A 503-nucleotide genomic window follows, 5' to 3' on the forward strand; every position below is an offset into this window, starting at 1 on the left:
AGGATTGAAAACACTTCCTGTTCGTGCCGGCCGAAGCGGCAAATCAGGTAAGTCTTGATTGCATTGGGCGAACTGGCGGCGACGTCTACCTTCTTGATCCTGCGCGCCAGGATCGAAAGGGCATCGGCGATCACCGTCTGACGGCCGCCTATAAACCGGGCGCGGCTTTCACCGGCGAAGACGGACTGGCGCAGGCGCTGGCCAGGCAATGGGATGTGATCATCGTTGACGCCGCCCTGCCCGGCGCCATGTCGACCCTGGAATTGATCCGCGCCATCCGCTCGGTCGGCCACCTGACGCCGATCATCGTGATCAGCGACCTCGGTTGCCCCGAGCACATCGTGCGCGCCTTGCAGAGCGGCGCCCACGACTATGTCGCCAAGCCGGTGGTGATGATCGAGCTGATCGCCAGGATGGAAGCGCTATGGCGGCGCACCGCTTGCGGCATGTATGCGCTGCAGTTGCGGGTGGATGACCTGATGCTCGATGTCGGCACCATGCGC

2 protein-coding genes are annotated in these 503 nt (G+C 63.2%); one reads left to right on the forward strand and one right to left on the reverse strand.

Annotated elements, in window-relative coordinates:
• Positions 1 to 209: hypothetical protein (locus tag RV1423_RS30775; protein WP_034303973.1), on the reverse strand; the 209-nt coding region annotated here is incomplete at its 3' end.
• On the opposite strand from RV1423_RS30775, the gene RV1423_RS30780 reads away from it, so the two are divergent.
• Positions 198 to 503, forward strand: a 306-nt coding sequence (locus RV1423_RS30780) for a response regulator transcription factor (protein WP_373419991.1), incomplete at its 3' end; no start/stop codon positions are given. The two genes, RV1423_RS30775 and RV1423_RS30780, sit on opposite strands and share 12 nt — an antisense overlap.

This window comes from Herbaspirillum sp. RV1423, assembly GCF_000577615.1.
Taxonomy (GTDB): Bacteria; Pseudomonadota; Gammaproteobacteria; order Burkholderiales; family Burkholderiaceae_D; genus Herbaspirillum.